Below are 14,742 nucleotides of genomic sequence, written 5' to 3'. Positions count from 1 at the left end.
AGCAGATGCAGGGTCTCACCCACGAGCAACTGGTGTCGTTCGTCCGCGGGTCGGTGACGACGGCCGTCTCGGCCGCCGACTTGCACGCCGTCAGACCGTCTCGACCTGCGCCGACGGGAGCCGTCTGCGCATGACGGCCACCGCCTCCTCGTTGCTGTCGACGAGCAGGTAACGACGACCGAGGGCATCCGCGACCGCTCCGGTGGTGCCGCTGCCGGCGAAGAAGTCGAGCACCCAGTCGCCCTCGCGGCTCGAGGCCTGCACGATGCGGCGCAGCACGCCCTCGGGCTTCTGCGTCGGGTAACCGGTCTTCTCACGACCCGTCGGCGACACGATGGTGTGCCACCACACGTCGGTCGGCAGTTTGCCCCGGGCGACCTTCTCGGGCGTGACGAGCCCGGGAGCCATGTACGGCTCGCGGTCGACGCTCGTCGAGTCGAAGTGGTACCTCTTGGGGTCTTTCACGTAGACCAGGATCGTGTCGTGCTTGGTCGGCCACCGGTTGCGGCTCTTCGCGCCGTAGTCGTAGGCCCAGATGATCTCGTTCAAGAAGCAGTCGCGCCCGAACAGGGCGTCGAGCAGCACCTTCGCGTAGTGCGCCTCGCGGTAGTCGAGGTGCAGGTAGAGCGTGCCGTCGGGCGCGAGCAGCCGCCAGGCCTCGGCCAGGCGCGGCTCGAGGAACGACCAGTAGTCCTCGAAGCGGTCGTCGTACCCCATCAGATCGCCGCGGATGCGCTCGTACTGCACGCCCTTGAAGCCCGTCACCGAGGTGATCGAGTCCTCGGCGCTGCGCACCGACGTCGTGGACCGGCGCCGCTGCTGGCGCCCCGTGTTGAAGGGAGGGTCGAGGTAGACGATCGTGAAAGCACCGTCGGGCAGGTGCACCGTGACGTCGAGGTTGTCGCCCTGGACCACGAGGCTCGGGGAGGCGGTGGTCCAGTCGAGGGGCATCCGACCATTCTGCTGCCTGCCGGGCACCGACACGTGCCCGACTCCCGGCCGGGGGCGCGTAGCGTGTCGGGATGACCACCGAGGTAGAGAACCGCCCCACGCAGAACCAGTACGCCCTCGTCGAGGACGGCGAGACGATCGGCTTCGCGGCCTACGACGTCGTCGGCCACGAGATTCGCTTCACCCACACCGAGATCGAGCCCAGCCGCCGTTCCGGTGGCCTCGGCGCCCAGCTCGTCCAGGGTGCCCTCGACGACGTGCGCGCGAACACCGACCTGCGCGTCGTGCCGCTCTGCCCGTTCGTGGTCGACTTCGTCGACGATCACGTCGACTACCGCGAGCTGCTCGACCGCTGACCGCGGCCCGGCCGCCGAGGCGGACCCCCGGCAGGAGGCGCGGGTCGCCTCGACGGCGCCCCTCGCGTGCTCAGGGCACGCGCGCCAGCCACTCGGGCGTCGCGAACTTCGAGGTGACGAGTTGCTCGGCCTTCTCGAGTTCGGCCTCGGTGACGTGGCCCTCGGTCGCGCCGTAGAGCCCGGTGAAGGTCTGCTTGAGGCGCTCGATGATCTCGGCGCGGGGCAGTCCGGTCTGGCTGCGCAGCGGGTCGACGCGCTTGGCGGCGCTGGTCGTGCCCTTGTCGCTCATCTTCTCGCGGCCGATGCGCAGGACCTGCACCATCTTGTCGCCGTCCATGTCGTACGACATCGTGGCGTGGTGCAGCAGGGCTCCGTTGCCCAGGCGCTTCTGAGCGGCCCCGCCGATCTTGCCCTTGGCGCTCGTGATGTCGTTGAGCGGCTGGTAGAAGGCGTCGATGCCGAGCGACTTGAGCGCCGTGATCACCCATTCGTCGAGGTACGCGTACGAGTCGGCGAAGCTCATGCCCTGCACGAGCTCGCCCGGGGCGTAGAGCGAGTAGGTCACGATCGACTGGGCGTCCATGAACATCGCGCCGCCGCCGCTGATGCGGCGCACCACCTCGAAGCCGTGGGTCGAGGCGGCGTCGAGGTCGACCTCGTTCTTCAACGACTGGAAGCTGCCGATGACCACGGCGGGCTGGTCCCACTCCCAGAAACGGAGGGTGGGCCCGCGGCGGCCCGCTCCGACCTCTTCGGTGAGCACCTGGTCGAGGGCGAGGTGCACGTTGGGCGACACCGGGGCGTCGTGGATGATCTGCCAGTCGTAGTCGCGCCAGTCGGTCGCCTTCGAGAGGCTGCGGCGGATCGCCACGGCGATCGCCTCGGGCGAGAAGCCGAGCAGCACCGCGTCATCCGGCAGCCCCTGCTTGATCGTCGCCGCGATCGTCGCCGCGTCGGACTCGACCGGCAGGCCGTTCACCGCCCGGTCGACGGCGTCGAGCGCCGTGTCGGGCTCGAGGAAGAAGTCACCGGCGAGACGGAACCCGGCGATGCGCCCCTCTCTGACGTCGAGGTCGACGACCACGAGCTTTCCGCCTGGGACCTTGTACTCACCGTGCATGGTCGCAGCCTATGCCTGGTGCCCCACGCGGTCGTCGAGCCAACGCACCAGGTCGGCCACGACCTCGTCGCGGTTGGTCTCGCGGAACACCTCGTGCCGCGCGCCCTGGTAGACCACGAGCTCGACGTCGCTGAGCCGGCTGCGGTTGACGTACGCGTCGGCGAGCTTGCGGGCGCTGGCCTCGCCGCCGAGCGGGTCGTCGTCGCCGACGAGCACGAGCACGGGCAGGTCGCTCGCCAGCCGGGTCGACGGGCGACCCATCAGCCGCAGCGTGTCGGCCGTGCCGAACAGCTGACGGGCCGTCGCCTGCACCGACAGGGGGTCGGCCGCCATGGCGTCGACCACGGCCTGGTCGCGGCTGAGCCACTCGTAGCCGGTGTCGCCGAGGTGGGCGTGCCGGGCGTTCAGGTCGCCCGCGTTCATGCTGCCGGGCATCCGGTAGGCCGTGCCGCTCAGCACGACGGCGTCGAACCGGTCGGAGCCCTCGTCGACGAGCTTCTGGGCCATCAACGAGCCCCACGAGTGCCCGAGCAGCACGAGCGGCGAGCCGGGGTTCTCGGAACGCGCGATGCCCGTCAACCGGACCACCGCCTCCATCGCCCCGCGCAGCCCGGCCGGGCCGAGCCGGCCGAGCTTCGTGTGGTCGCCGTCCCACTGGCCGAGGCCGGTCTCGCCGTGGCCGAGGTGGTCGTTCGCGTAGACCGTGTAGCCGGCCCGCACGAGGTCCTGCGCGAGGTCGTCGTAGCGCAGCGCGTACTCGCCGAGGCCGTGCGCGATCTGCACCACGGCCTTGGGCGTCGCGGCCTTCCAGACGTAGTAGTGCACGGTCACGCCGTGGGCGTCGGTGAACTCGTAGTCGCCTCGGGCGGCGGAGAAGGTGGGCACGCGACCAGTCTCCCATCACCGGCCCGGCTGCGGCCCTGCCCCCGTCAGCGGCGGGCGTCGACGTCGGTGCGCACGACGCCGAACGCCTGGTCGAGGTCGACGTCGACCTCGGTGCCGTCGTCGAGGCGCACGTCGACCTCGTAGGCCACGCCGGCGTCGTCGCTGCGATCGGCGTCGGTCACCGTGCCCCCACCGGCGGCGGCGAGGGCGGCGGCCGCGGCCCGGTCGTAGTCGGCGCCGGTCAGGTCGTCGTCGCGGGTCGAGTCGTCGACCGAGTCGTCGCGCGCCGAACCCGCGACGGGCGTCGGGGTGGCGTCCGCCCCGAGCGAGTCGTCGTCGTCGCGGTCGTCGCCGGCGGGCGTCGGGGTGGCGCCGGACCCGCGCGAGTCGTCGTCGACGCGGCTCGAGGTGACGGCGTGGTCGCCGTCGAGCAGCACCGTCGCCTCGCGCCCGTCGGGCAGGACGACCTCGACCTCGTAACCGACGAGTCCGTCGTCGAGGGTGTCCACCTCGGTCACGGTGCCGCCGCCGGTCTCGGCGAGCGCCGCCTCCTGGGCCCGGTCGCGGGTCTGGGTGGACACGCCGTCGTCGAGGCCCGAGGCGAGAGCCACTCCGCCGCCGCCCAGCACGAGGACGCCGGCGATGCCGCCGGCGATCAGCAGGGACTTCTTCTTGGTGAGGGTGTTCTTCAACATGGTTCGCTCCGTTCGTGGGGCCGCCGGGCGGCCGGTCTGTCGCTCTCTCGAGCTGATGACCCCACTCTCGCGAGCGGGCACTGAAGCCGTGCTGAAGTCCGCTGAAGAACCGTTCAGGAGGCGCGGGTCGCCTCACCGGGGCAGGGCGGGTGGCCCTCGGGTCAGGCGGGGCCGGCGGGGAGGTCGACCACGAAACGGGCACCCCCGAGCGGCGACGTGGTGATCGAGACCGAGCCCCCGTGCACCCTGACGATCTCGCGGACGATCGCCAGCCCCAACCCGCTGCCGCCCGAGTCGCGGGCGCGGGCCTCGTCCAGGCGGACGAACCGCTCGAAGACCCGCTCTCGGTCGGCCTCGGCGACCCCGGCCCCGTCGTCGTCGACGGTGAGCACGGCGCGGCCGTCGCGCTCGTCGAGGGCGACGGCGACCCGGGTGTCGGCGTGCCGGGCCGCGTTCGCCACGAGGTTGTGCACGACCTGGCCGAGCAGCCCCTCGTCGCCGTCCACGCGGGCCGGGCCGACGGCCGTGGCGTCGACGGTGAGCGACCCCCGAGCATCGCGACGCGCGACACCGCGTAGACGGGCGGTCTCGGCGACCACGAGATCGTCGAGGTCGACCGGGCGACGCGTCACCCCGAGGGCGCCCTCGTCCGCCCGGGCGAGGACCAACAGGCCCTGCACGAGCGCCGTCAGCCGCGCCTCCTCGCCGAGGACGGTGCCGGCCAGGGCCGCACCGTCGATGCTGCCGGGGTGCAGCAGCGCGACCTCGGCGTGCTGTCTGATCGTGGCGAGCGGCGTCTTGAGCTCGTGCGAGGCGTCGCCGACGAAGCGCCGCTGGGCCGTCGCCGACGAGTCGAGTCGGTCGAGCATGCCGTTCAGCGTGCGGGCGAGGCGGGCGATCTCGTCGCTGCCGCCCGGGTCGGGCAGCCTGTGCGACAGGTTCTGCGCCGTGACCGTGTCGACCTCGCGTCGCATCGACTCGACCGGACGCAGTGCGCGGCCGACCACGAGCCAGGTCGTGACGCCGAGCACGAGCAGCGCCACGGGGATCGCGACGCCGAGCGTCACGAGGCTGGCCGAGGAGGCGGCGCTCGCCTCGTCGAGGGACCGCGCGGCCACGACGCCGTACTCGGTCGTCACCGTCTCGGCGGGTTCGGGGGTGGCCTCGGGCGTCGGGGTCGAGTCGTCGGCGACGTCGTCGGCGTCTTCCGCGGCGTCGTCATCGTCGTCGTCGCCGGACCGCGAGGACGCGGTCGGCGTCGGTTCCGCGCTCGGCGTCGGCGTCGGCGTGGTCTCGACCCCGACGTCGTCCCGTTCGACGACGAACCGGTCGCCGTCGAGCGTCACGCGGTCACCCGACCCGGCCGCCGCGAGCGACGAGGCGGACTCGACGAGGTCGTCTTCTCCCCCGGCGGCGAGCACGCGGCCCGAGGAGTCGGTCACGACGACGAGGGCTCCCTCCGCCTCGCCCGCGACTGCCACGTCGGGCGTCGAACCGATCGCCAGGGCCGACACGGCGCGGTCCACGTCGGCCGAGGCGGACCGGCGCGGGCCGTCGGCGAGCACGGCCTGTTGCACGAGCGCGAAGACGAGCGTGAACACGCCGAGGGTCAGTGCGACGGCGAGCACGGCGGCCGCGGTGATGCGGGAGCGCAGCGAGGCCCGTCGGGGGCGACCCGGCCCGGTGCCGGCCGAGGGCCCGGGCCCGGGCACCGGGACGCGAGGGGCGCGCTCAGCCACCCCGCGCCTCCAGACGGTAGCCCGCCCCGCGCAGCGTGACGATGGCCTCGCGCCCGAACGGGCGGTCGACCTTGTTGCGCAGGTGGCGCACGTAGACCTCGACGATGTTGGGGTCGCCCTCGAAGTCGTCGTTCCACACGCCGTCGAGCACCTCGCGCTTGGTGACGACGCTGCCGGCGTGGCGCATGAGGAACTCGAGCACCGCGAACTCGCGGCTGGTGAGCTCGACCGCGACGTCGCCGCGGTGGACGCTGCGGGAGGCCGGGTCGACGCGCAGGTCACCGGCCTCGAGCACGACCGGCCGTTCGCGGGCACCACGGCGGACCAGGGCGCGCAACCGGGCCAGCAGGACGGCGAACGAGAACGGCTTGGTGAGGTAGTCGTCCGCGCCGGTGTCGAGGGCCTCGACCTGGTCCCACTCGCCGTCCTTGGCGGTGAGCACGATGACGGGGGTCCAGTCGCCGCCCTCGCGCATGGCCCGGCAGACGGCGTAGCCGCTCATGCCGGGCAACATGATGTCGAGGACGACCACGTCGTACGTGCCCTCGCGGGTGCGCCAGAGCCCGTCGGTGCCGGTCGCCGCGACGTCGACCGCGATGCCCTCGGCCTCGAGCCCGAGCCGCAACCCCTCGGCCAGGGTCGCCTGGTCCTCGACGACGAGCACGCGCACGGGGCCTCCCTCGGTCGCGCCGGGTGCGCGTCGTGCCCATCATGGCGGGAACGCGCTGAAGCGGCGCTGAAGCGGACCGGCCGAGGAGGCGCGGCGCAGGACTCCCCGCACCGCGCCTCCTGGGACACCGTCGTCAGTGCGCCGAGTAGCCGCCGTCGACGAGGTGGTAGCTGCCCGTGACGAACGACGCCTCGTCGCTCAGCAGGAACAGGACGAGCGCCGAGACCTCGGCGTCGGTGCCCAGGCGGCCGGTGGCGTGCTGCGACTCGAGGTACGAGAGCGCGTCGCCCTCGAGCGAGGCGCGCACGAGGGGCGTGTCGATGAAGCCGGGGCCGACCGCGTTCGTGCGGACGCCACGCTTCGAGTACTCGAGCGCCGCGACCTTGGTCAGGCCCACCAGGGCGTGCTTGCTGGCCACGTAGGCCGCGTTCTGGGCGATGCCGACCGAGCCGAGCACCGAGCTCATGTTGACGATCGAGCCGCCGCCGGCCTCCACCATGGCGGGCAGCTGGTAGCGCAGGCCGTAGAAGACGCCGTCGAGGTCGACCGAGCGGACGCGGTCCCAGGCGGCGATGTCGTACTCGCCGATGTCGGCGGCCGGGGCGCCGATGCCCGCGTTGTTCACGGCGAGGTGCAGGGCGCCGTAGGTGGTCTTCGCGAACTCGACGGCCGCCTCGGACTGCTCGGGCTTCGCGGTGTTCTGCTCGAAGGCCACGGCCGTGCCGCCGGCGGCGACGATCTGGTCCACGACGCCCTGCGCCGCCTCGAGCTTGATGTCGGTGACGACCACCGACGCGCCCTCGGCCGCCAGGGACCGGGAGATCGCGGCGCCGATGCCGCTGCCTCCGCCGGTGACGAGTGCCGTCTTGTCGCTGAACCGTGCCATGGTGTGTGCCTCTCTCCGTTCGTGGGCCGACCGTCGGGCCGGTCGGGCTCGTCGACGAGCCCGACTGCGAACATACGCCCGCATCGACACTCGGACAACAGGTGTCGCTTTGCCCTCGGCGAAATTCGTGCAGTCCGTGCAGCCCTGCTCGTTCAGGGGCAGGGTGGCGGGATGACCTCCCCCACGTCCTCCTCTCCGTCCACCGCCGTCCTCTTCGACATCGACGGCACCCTGGTGGACTCGAACTTCGCGCACGTCGACGCCTGGTCGCGGGCCTTCACCGACGTCGGCCACCCCGTCGACAGCTGGCGCATCCACCGGTCGATCGGCAAGGACTCCGCCCTGCTGGTCGAGGGGCTGGTCGGGAAGGACGCCGCCGCGCGCCTCCTCGACGACGCGAAGGACGCGCACTCGCGGCACTACGCCGAGCACCTCGGCGACGAGGGCGACCTCCACGTCTTCGAGCGGGCGACCGACCTGCTCGCCGAGCTCGCGCGCCGGGGGCACGGCGTCGTGCTCGCCACGAGTGCGCCCGAGGACGAGCTGAAGGCGCTGCGCCGCCTGCTCGACGTCGAGGACGCCCTGTGGGCCGTCACGTCGAGCGAGGACGTCGAGACCGCCAAACCCGACCCCGGCATCGTCGAGGTCGCCCTCGAGAAGGCGGACGTGCCGGCCGAGCGCGCCGTGATGGTCGGCGACGCCGTGTGGGACGTCGAGGCCGCGCACCGGGCGGGCGTGACCTGCGTCGGCGTGCTGAGCGGCGGCTTCTCCCGGGCCGAGCTGGTCGAGGCCGGGGCCGAGGAGGTCTACGACGACGTGGCCGACCTGCTCGCCCGGCTCGACGAGAGCGTGATCGGTCGGCTCGGGCGCGACTGAGGCGGGGTATCCTCGGAGACCACCCCCGCGCCTCCGGGTCCGGGCGGCGCGACCCGGGCTCAGGCCGCGGCACCGCCGACGTTGACCATCCAGTGCTGGCCGAAGCGGTCGTCCAGCATGCCGAACGAGTCGCCCCACGGCGCCTGCGACAGGGCCTCGTGCACGGTGCCTCCCTCGGCGAGCGCGGCGAACCATCCGGTCAGCGTCTCGGCGTCGTCGGGCCCGCCGAAGAGCGAGAGCGACATGCTGCTCGCCTCCTCGAGCGGGTACGAGTCGGGGCGGTCCGCCCCCATCAGCAGCAGGCCCGACGGCGTCTTCAGCTGGGCGTGCATGACCTTCCCGGCCTCGTCGGGGGTGCCCACCCCGAACTCGCCGAAGGTGCTGAAGGTGGGGCTGCCGCCGAAGACGGAGGCGTAGAAGTCGAACGCCTCCCTCGTCTCGGAGCGGAACGCCAGGTACGGGGTGAGCTGCACGGTCACGGGGTCCTCCTCGGGTCACGGCGCCGGTCGGCGTCGAGCCCAGGGTGGCACCGCCCGGTCCGGCGCACCAGCCCCGGATGGACAGCAGGAGGCGCGGGCCGAGTCGCCGAGGTCGGGTCGCGTGGGTGCCGCCCGACGCCCCGTGGGTCAGGTCGCCGGGGTCCCGGGTCGCGACGAGGCCCACACCTGCACGGCCAGACCGGCGGCGATGAACCCGAGCATCAGCGCGCCCATGACCACGGCCGTGCCGCCGAGTGCCCCCGCGAGCGGGGTCGCGGCACCGCCGAGCCCGAACTGCAGCCCACCCGCGAGCGCGGCGGCCGTGCCGGGCGCGCGGTGCCCGAGCGCCTGCGTCAGCGTGATCGACCCAGGGATGACCCAGCCCCAGCCCGCCGTCACGAGGGCGAGCGCGGGCCAGATCAGTGCCGGGCCGACGCCGGTCAGCGCACCGACGAGCACGAGGGCCGAGCCCACGGTGCAGGTGACGAGGCCGGCGGTGAAGAGGTGGTCCTCGGCGAAGCGCCCGACGAGTCGGCGGAACACCAGGGTCGAGGCGATCATGCACGACGCGTTCGAGGCGAAGACGAGTGTGTAGAGGCCCTCGCCGAAGCCGTACTGCTCTTGGAAGACGAACGACGACGTGGCGATGTACGAGAAGAAGCCGATCGTCGCGGCGCAGCCCGTCACGAGGTACCAGCGGAAGCGCGGCATCGCGAGCAGCGTGCCCATCCGTCGCAGGGACGCGAGCAGCGAACCTGCACCCGGCTCGGGATCGACGAGCGTCTCGGGCAGGCGCCGCGCGGCCGCCCAGGTCAACGCGGCGCCGAGCACCGCCAGCACGACGAACGTCGCCCGCCAGCTCGACACCGAGAGCACGACGCCGCCCACGAGCGGCGCGACGACCGGACCGACGGCGTTGATCGCGGCGAGCGTCGCGAAGAGCCTGCTGCGCACGAGGCCCGTCGTCGAGTCCCCCACCATGGCCCGTGCCGCCACCGAGCCCGCCGCGCCGCCGACGCCCTGCGCGACGCGTGCGACGACGAGGGTGGCCGCGTCGGGAGCCACGGCGCAGGCGATCGAGGCGAGGGCGAACAGGACCGTCCCGCCCAGCAGGATGCGCCTCCTGCCCCGACCGTCGCTGATCGGCCCGATCACGATCTGGCCGACCGCGAACGCGACGAGGAACGCCGTCAGGCTGAGCTGCACCTCGGCCGTCGTCGCCCCGAGGTCGCGCGCGATGGCCGGCAGCGCGGGGATGTACATGTCGGTCGCGAACGGCGAGATGCCCACGATGAGCGCCACCGTCAGCACGGCCCCACGCCCGGTCAACCAGGAGGGGCGGCTCGGCTCGGCCGGGACGTCGTCGTCGCTCATCGGTCCGAGCCTAGGCGCACGCCGTCCGGGCCAGACGTTTACTTAGCCGAACTAAACGAGTATCGTGGCCCGGCGATGACCGACTCCGCGCCTCCTGCCCCCTCCGCCACCCGGGCCGTGCCGCACGCCCACCTCGCGACCGACGTCCGAGGGGCCGTGCTGCGACTCGCCCGTCGACTGCGCCAGCAGAAGGCCGACGCCGACGTCACGGACGCCCAGATGGCCGCTCTCGGCTACGTCGTGCAGAACCAACCGTTGACGATCGGGGCGTTGACCGCCCACGAGGGCGTCACTCCCCCGTCGATGAACCGCACCGTCGGCAAGCTCGTCGACGCCGGGCTGCTGCGTCGCACGGTCGACGACGACGACAAACGCCGCGTGCTGCTCGAGACGACCGAGGCCGGTGCCGCCTTCGTGTTCGAGACGCGTCGACGCCGTGACGAGTGGCTCGTGCCCCGCCTCTCGGCCCTGACCCCCGACGAGCGTCGCACCCTGGCCGACGCCACCGAGATCCTGCGGAAGCTGACGCGCTCGTGACGGCCATGTTCCGCAGCCTGTCGCTGTTCAACTACCGCCTCTGGTTCGCCGGGGCGCTCGTGTCCAACATCGGCACCTGGATGCAACGGACGGCGCAGGACTGGCTCGTCCTCACCGACCTGACCGACAACGACGCCACGGCGCTCGGCATCACCATGGCGCTTCAGTTCGCGCCGCCGATCCTGATGGTGCCGATCACCGGGCTGATCGCCGACCGGTTCGACCGGCGGCGGCTGCTGATGGTGACGCAGCTGAGCATGGGCCTGCTCGGGCTCGGCCTGGGCGTGCTCGTGCTGACCGACAGCGTGCAGCTCTGGATGGTCTACCTCTTCGCCCTGTTGCTCGGCGTCGCGGCCGCGATCGACGCCCCGGTGCGGCAGAGCTTCGTGTCCGAGCTCGTGCCCCCCGGCCACCTGACGAACGCCGTCAGCCTGAACTCGGCCTCGTTCAACGGCGCCCGCCTGATCGGCCCCGCCGTCGCCGGCGTGCTCATCGCGACGATCGGCACGGGCTGGGTGTTCCTGATCAACGCCGGCTCGTTCGCCGCCGTGCTGCTGTCGCTGCGGTTCATCCGCGTCGCGCAGCTCGAGCTGAAACCGGCGGTGTCGCGGGCCAAGGGCCAGATCCGCGAGGGGTTCCGGTACGTGCGCGAGCGACCCGACCTCGTCGTCGTCTTCGTCATGGTGTTCGTCATCGGCACCTTCGGCCTCAACTTCGCCATCTTCACCTCGACCATGGCCAGCGTCGAGTTCGGTGTCGACGCGAGCGGGTTCGGCCTGCTGTCGTCGGCGATCGCGGTGGGGTCGCTGGTCGGCGCCCTGCTCTCGGCCCGCCGCGAGAAGCCTCGCTGGCGCGTGCTCGTCACGGCGGCCCTGGCCTTCGGCGTCACCTGCCTGGTCGCCGCCGTCATGCCGACCTACTGGAGCTTCGCGGCCGTGCTCGTCACCGTCGGACTCGCCTCGATCACCCTGATGACGACGGCGAACGCCACCGTGCAGCTGACCACGGCACCCCGCATGCGAGGGCGTGTCATGGCGCTCTACATGGCCGTCTTCACCGGTGGCACGCCCTTCGGCGCACCGATGGTCGGCTGGGTCGCGAACGTCGCCGGACCGCGCTGGGCCATCGGCGTCGCCGCGGCGTCGGGCTTCGTGGCGGCCGGCGTCGCCGTCGTGTGGCTCGTGCGCGGGCAACACCTTCGGGTGCGCCGCGTCCGCGGGGGCGAGCCCGACCCCGTCACCGGAGCACTGCCCGTGCTCGGGGCGGGCCGGTTCCACTACCGCCTGCAGCACGACGGCGACGCGGCCGCGGCCCGGGCACGCGACGAGACCGCGGCCGAGTTGGCCGTCGACGAGGGCACGGCGACGCGACCGTCCTGACCAGGAGGCGCGGCGCCGGCGGGTCAGAGGCGCGCGTAGACCAGCAGGGACGCCAGCAGCACGACGAACGGCGCGACCAGCAGCACGTTGAGCAGCTTGTGCTCGACCATGACGGCCACCCACTCGCGCAGGAAGGCGCTCGGCACGTAGTACGCGGCGGTGGGGGCCCCGACCACGTCGGCGCTGCTGCCGGCGTCCCGTGCCAGCAGGGCGGCACGCAGCACGTGGTAGTTGTTCGTCACGACGAGGGTCGGCCCGGTCCGACCGGCGTCGGCGAGCACCCGACCCGACAACACGAGGTTCTCGCGGGTCGAGCGCGACTCCGTCTCGGGCAGCACGTCGGCCTGGTCGGCACCCTGGGCGATCAGGTACTCGGCCATGGCCTCACCCTCGGGACGCGGTTCGTCGGCCCCCTGACCGCCCGACGGCACGAGCACCGGCCGCCTCACCCCCTCGGGAGTCGCGCGGTAGATCGCCAGCGCCCGGTCGAGTCGGCTGCGCAGCAACGGCGGCACCTCGCCACGGATCAGACCGGAGCCGAGCACGATCAGGGCGTCGGGCTGCTCGCGCACCCGGGGTCGGGCGTAGACGAGTGACCACAGGGTGAACGCGGCGAACGTGAGCGCGGCGTAGCCGGTGACGAAGACCACGACGATGCCCAGTCCCACGGAGACGTCCTGGAGGGCCGCGACGTCCGACCGGCGACCGGCCTCGACGATCACTACGACGAGCAGCGGCACGCCGATCAGGGCGATGCCGACGAGCAACGACAGCAGGTTGCCCAGGCTGCGCCCTTCGGACCGCAGCATGGTGACGCCGTTCGCGATCGCGAAGACGGCGAGCGCGAGGACGAGCAGGGGCACGAGCGCCACGGCGACGAGGAACACGAAGACGAGCGGCGGGAACGCGGCGACGAGGACGTTCGCGGCGGCGACGACCCCGAACCCCCCGGCCATCAACAGGAAGACCCCGTTGCGGAACCTCCGGGCGTCCCGTCGACGCGACACGGCGAAGAGCAGGAGGAAGACGGCGGCGATGCCGACCGAGATCGCGGTCATTCCCCGAGGCTACCGGCGTGAGGCCCCAGGAAGTCGCTCGGACCCCCGCGCGCGCGGAAGGGTCTCGGCGAGATCCTGGGGTCTCAGGACGCGACTCGCGCGGTCAGCGGTCGAAGAGGTTGCCGAGGCCGGGGATCTGGAACCCCTCGCCGAGGTTGCCGAGCCGGTCGCCCAGCCCGCCCACCTGGTCGCCGAGGCCGCCGACCTGCTCGCCCAGGCCGCCGAGGTACTCCTCGCCGCCTGCGGTCAGACCGTCGAGCCCCTCGAAGCCGAAGCCGTTGGTCAGCTGGTCGAAGTCGATGCCCGACGTCACGGCGTCGGACAGCAGGGGCAGGGCGACGCTGCTGACGGCGGCCGCACCGGCGACGGCGACCGCGAGGCCCGCGACCCCGGCCACTCCGGCGCCGACCGCGGCACCCGCCGCGACCTTGCCACCCGTGCTGCCGAGCACGCGCTTCATCAGCCCGGGGTGCGCGGTCTCGCCGCGCGTCGCCGCCCGGGCGAGGTCGGCGGGGGAGCTCGAGGCGGGACGTTCGCCCTGGGGCACCTCGGCGCTCAGGCGGGCGAGCACCTGCTGGCGCTGCTCGGGGGTGAGCCGCTCGAACGCGTCGCGGTGCACCTGTTCGAGCTGCTGCGGCGGGGCGGTCTGCAGCAGGTAGTCGTACTTGGCGAGGGCCGCACGATCGGCGGCGGAGCCCTGCGGGGCCGCCGGACGACCGACGCCCTGCTGAGGTGCGCCGTACCCGCCACGCTGCGGCTGCTGCCCGCCCTGCTGCGACTGCACGGTCTGACGGTCGTCGCCGGTGACCTTGTCGGAGACCTTGCGCACCATGTCGCGCCAGTCGGTGGAACCGCCGGACGCACCACCGCGCCCGGTCGAGGAAGAAGAGGAGTTGCCGAGCGCACGCGCGGCGGCACCCAGGAGACGGTCGAAGTTGGCCATGCCCCCGATCCTCCCGGCCCCGCATCCGAGAAGCCCCCGCAGAAGCCGAGCATCGCCCGGGAACGGCGCGTCCACCCCCACGGGTTACGGTCGAGCCCCCGTCGGGGTTACATTCGCAGGGGACGTCCGCGCGGGCCCGACTCGCGGCGTGCGCCCCACGGACAGGAGGTGTCGCATGGGCAAGGCAGCAGTCACGGGCTGGGTCGCTCTCGCGATGCTCGTCTCGGGTGCCGCGCTCGTCATGGCCGCCACCTTCCGCCTCGCGAGCGTGGGCCTCTTCGCCGGCGGCTTCCTACCGATCGGCGACCTCGACTTCGTCACCATCGCGATCTGGCTGCTGGGCGCCGCCCTCGCCGTGGGCGGCGTCGCGATCGCGCTCGTCGGGCTGACCGACCGGGTGCTCGGCGCCCTGCCGCGCGACGAGCCCGACCGGGTGCTCGGCGCCCTGCCGCGCGACGAGCCCGACCGCGGTCTCGAGCACGAGGCCGCCCGTGGGACGGCAAGGATCACCGCCCGCTCGACGGCTCAGGAGGCGCGGGTCCTGCCCGCAGGACGACCGGTGTCCGCCGCCGCGCTCGCGTCCGCCCCCGTGGTCGCCGCCGCACCGACCCCGGCGGTCGCCTCCGCCCCGAGCACGCCCGTCGAGACCGCGTCCGCTCCCCTGGCCGCGCCCGAGCCGTCCCCCGAGCCGGTGACCGCGGGCCCGACCCTCGCCGAGCGCCTGCGTCCCGTCCTCGCGTCCGCCGCCGCCCACGTCGCGGCCGCCACGCGCGCCGCCGGCGACGCCCTGGCCC

General features: G+C 73.0%; 15 protein-coding genes and 1 pseudogene. 5 read left to right on the top strand and 11 right to left on the bottom strand.

What is annotated here, in order from left to right; genetic code table 11:
• Window positions 1-90: 90 nt before the first annotated feature.
• Window positions 91-951, bottom strand: a complete 861-nt coding sequence (locus SZ60_RS03085; RefSeq protein ID WP_043593577.1) for a site-specific DNA-methyltransferase — start codon at window positions 949-951, stop codon at window positions 91-93.
• A gap of 71 nt (window positions 952-1,022) precedes the next feature.
• Here SZ60_RS03085 and SZ60_RS03080 point away from each other — a divergent pair, with 71 nt between their 5' ends.
• Window positions 1,023-1,307: a GNAT family N-acetyltransferase gene (locus SZ60_RS03080; RefSeq protein WP_043593575.1), complete on the top strand. Its 285-nt coding sequence runs from the start codon at window positions 1,023-1,025 to the stop codon at window positions 1,305-1,307.
• A gap of 70 nt (window positions 1,308-1,377) precedes the next feature.
• Here the strand turns inward: SZ60_RS03080 and SZ60_RS03075 are convergent, their stop codons facing one another.
• The 6 genes from SZ60_RS03075 to SZ60_RS03045 all read right to left on the bottom strand — a co-directional run bounded on the left by SZ60_RS03075 (window position 1,378) and on the right by SZ60_RS03045 (window position 7,302).
• Window positions 1,378-2,427 carry a biotin/lipoate A/B protein ligase family protein gene (locus tag SZ60_RS03075; protein ID WP_043593574.1) on the bottom strand — a complete coding sequence of 350 codons (1,050 nt, stop codon included), beginning with the start codon at window positions 2,425-2,427 and terminating at the stop codon, window positions 1,378-1,380.
• Between the two features lie 9 nt (window positions 2,428-2,436).
• Window positions 2,437-3,312, bottom strand: coding sequence for an alpha/beta fold hydrolase (locus SZ60_RS03070; protein WP_043593572.1), 876 nt, complete (start codon window positions 3,310-3,312; stop codon window positions 2,437-2,439).
• 44 nt (window positions 3,313-3,356) lie between these two features.
• The gene (locus tag SZ60_RS16265) at window positions 3,357-4,007 is read right to left on the bottom strand and encodes a PepSY domain-containing protein (RefSeq protein WP_052505115.1); all 651 of its coding nucleotides are present in this window, start codon (window positions 4,005-4,007) and stop codon (window positions 3,357-3,359) included.
• Between the two features lie 161 nt (window positions 4,008-4,168).
• On the bottom strand, window positions 4,169-5,746 hold the full coding sequence (locus SZ60_RS03055) for an ATP-binding protein (protein WP_052505114.1): 1,578 nt from the start codon (window positions 5,744-5,746) through the stop codon (window positions 4,169-4,171).
• Window positions 5,739-6,416, bottom strand: coding sequence for a response regulator transcription factor (locus SZ60_RS03050; RefSeq protein WP_043593570.1), 678 nt, complete (start codon window positions 6,414-6,416; stop codon window positions 5,739-5,741). Before SZ60_RS03050 ends, SZ60_RS03055 begins: the two co-directional genes overlap by 8 nt.
• A 133-nt stretch (window positions 6,417-6,549) precedes the next feature.
• Entirely contained in the window at window positions 6,550-7,302 is a 753-nt protein-coding gene (locus SZ60_RS03045; RefSeq protein ID WP_043593568.1) for an SDR family NAD(P)-dependent oxidoreductase, read from the bottom strand.
• 171 nt (window positions 7,303-7,473) lie between these two features.
• Between SZ60_RS03045 and SZ60_RS03040 the strand changes: the two genes are divergently transcribed.
• Window positions 7,474-8,178, top strand: coding sequence for an HAD family hydrolase (locus SZ60_RS03040; protein WP_043593566.1), 705 nt, complete (start codon window positions 7,474-7,476; stop codon window positions 8,176-8,178).
• A 59-nt stretch (window positions 8,179-8,237) separates the two neighbouring features.
• Here SZ60_RS03040 and SZ60_RS03035 read toward each other — a convergent pair whose 3' ends face one another.
• Entirely contained in the window at window positions 8,238-8,657 is a 420-nt protein-coding gene (locus tag SZ60_RS03035) for a VOC family protein (protein ID WP_043593564.1), read from the bottom strand.
• 147 nt (window positions 8,658-8,804) lie between these two features.
• On the bottom strand, window positions 8,805-10,031 hold the full coding sequence (locus SZ60_RS03030) for a multidrug effflux MFS transporter (RefSeq protein WP_043593563.1): 1,227 nt from the start codon (window positions 10,029-10,031) through the stop codon (window positions 8,805-8,807).
• A 75-nt stretch (window positions 10,032-10,106) separates the two neighbouring features.
• Here SZ60_RS03030 and SZ60_RS03025 point away from each other — a divergent pair, with 75 nt between their 5' ends.
• Together SZ60_RS03025 and SZ60_RS03020 are read left to right on the top strand one after the other, a co-directional pair.
• Entirely contained in the window at window positions 10,107-10,568 is a 462-nt protein-coding gene (locus SZ60_RS03025; RefSeq protein ID WP_043593561.1) for a MarR family winged helix-turn-helix transcriptional regulator, read from the top strand.
• Entirely contained in the window at window positions 10,565-11,947 is a 1,383-nt protein-coding gene (locus SZ60_RS03020; RefSeq protein WP_082059819.1) for an MFS transporter, read from the top strand. Before SZ60_RS03025 ends, SZ60_RS03020 begins: the two co-directional genes overlap by 4 nt.
• Before the next feature lie 23 nt (window positions 11,948-11,970).
• Here the strand turns inward: SZ60_RS03020 and SZ60_RS03015 are convergent, their stop codons facing one another.
• Window positions 11,971-13,005, bottom strand: coding sequence for a YdcF family protein (locus tag SZ60_RS03015; protein WP_043593560.1), 1,035 nt, complete (start codon window positions 13,003-13,005; stop codon window positions 11,971-11,973).
• A gap of 103 nt (window positions 13,006-13,108) precedes the next feature.
• Window positions 13,109-13,948, bottom strand: a complete 840-nt coding sequence (locus SZ60_RS03010) for a hypothetical protein (RefSeq protein WP_043593558.1) — start codon at window positions 13,946-13,948, stop codon at window positions 13,109-13,111.
• Between the two features lie 175 nt (window positions 13,949-14,123).
• Here SZ60_RS03010 and SZ60_RS17050 point away from each other — a divergent pair.
• Window positions 14,124-14,742 (top strand): annotated as a pseudogene (locus SZ60_RS17050) (hypothetical protein); the annotation flags it as partial.

The organism is Frigoribacterium sp. MEB024 (assembly GCF_000878135.1).
In the GTDB taxonomy this organism is placed as follows: Bacteria; Actinomycetota; Actinomycetes; order Actinomycetales; family Microbacteriaceae; genus Frigoribacterium.
This window is presented reverse-complemented; position numbering and strand designations above follow the sequence as displayed.

Bases quoted from the DNA above. Each gene is read 5' to 3' on its own strand.
- SZ60_RS03085 (WP_043593577.1), bottom strand. From the start codon at position 951: ATGCCCCTCGACTGGACCACCGCCTCCCCGAGCCTCGTGGTCCAGGGC.
- SZ60_RS03080 (WP_043593575.1), top strand. From the start codon at position 1,023: ATGACCACCGAGGTAGAGAACCGCCCCACGCAGAACCAGTACGCCCTC.
- SZ60_RS03075 (WP_043593574.1), bottom strand. From the start codon at position 2,427: ATGCACGGTGAGTACAAGGTCCCAGGCGGAAAGCTCGTGGTCGTCGAC.
- SZ60_RS16265 (WP_052505115.1), bottom strand. From the start codon at position 4,007: ATGTTGAAGAACACCCTCACCAAGAAGAAGTCCCTGCTGATCGCCGGC.
- SZ60_RS03045 (WP_043593568.1), bottom strand. From the start codon at position 7,302: ATGGCACGGTTCAGCGACAAGACGGCACTCGTCACCGGCGGAGGCAGC.
- SZ60_RS03040 (WP_043593566.1), top strand. From the start codon at position 7,474: ATGACCTCCCCCACGTCCTCCTCTCCGTCCACCGCCGTCCTCTTCGAC.
- SZ60_RS03030 (WP_043593563.1), bottom strand. From the start codon at position 10,031: ATGAGCGACGACGACGTCCCGGCCGAGCCGAGCCGCCCCTCCTGGTTG.
- SZ60_RS03025 (WP_043593561.1), top strand. From the start codon at position 10,107: ATGACCGACTCCGCGCCTCCTGCCCCCTCCGCCACCCGGGCCGTGCCG.
- SZ60_RS03015 (WP_043593560.1), bottom strand. From the start codon at position 13,005: ATGACCGCGATCTCGGTCGGCATCGCCGCCGTCTTCCTCCTGCTCTTC.
- SZ60_RS03010 (WP_043593558.1), bottom strand. From the start codon at position 13,948: ATGGCCAACTTCGACCGTCTCCTGGGTGCCGCCGCGCGTGCGCTCGGC.